Here is a 279-nt window from a genome sequence, read left to right as displayed (position 1 = left end):
ACATGGCAAATACACACAGACAGAAATGCACTAATTCCCAAAGCGCCACCAAAACCATCAAGAATAGGCACTAGATAGGCAAAAAACAGTGAAAATATTTTGCTGAACTGGCAAGCGTATACACACCAAAACGGTGGGGAGCACTCATTCCAATAAATGTGCCGCCAAAAAAAACGATGCTATATAGCTCAGCGTTAAGGCTCAGCTGCGCAAAAATCAAATAGGCAATAATCGATAGAGCTGCAGAGGCTCGGATCCCATCAAAGCGATTATGTTTAG

At 42.7% G+C, this 279-nt stretch carries 1 protein-coding gene; it reads right to left on the bottom strand.

The features are described 5' to 3' along the window. Positions 1 to 70 precede the first annotated feature (70 nt). Positions 71 to 279: hypothetical protein (locus SB765_RS29195; protein ID WP_410932427.1), on the bottom strand; the 209-nt coding region annotated here is incomplete at its 5' end.

The sequence above is a fragment of the Pseudomonas sp. SIMBA_067 genome (assembly GCF_046534675.1).
GTDB classification, from domain to species: domain Bacteria; phylum Pseudomonadota; class Gammaproteobacteria; order Pseudomonadales; family Pseudomonadaceae; genus Aquipseudomonas; species Aquipseudomonas putida.
This window is presented reverse-complemented; position numbering and strand designations above follow the sequence as displayed.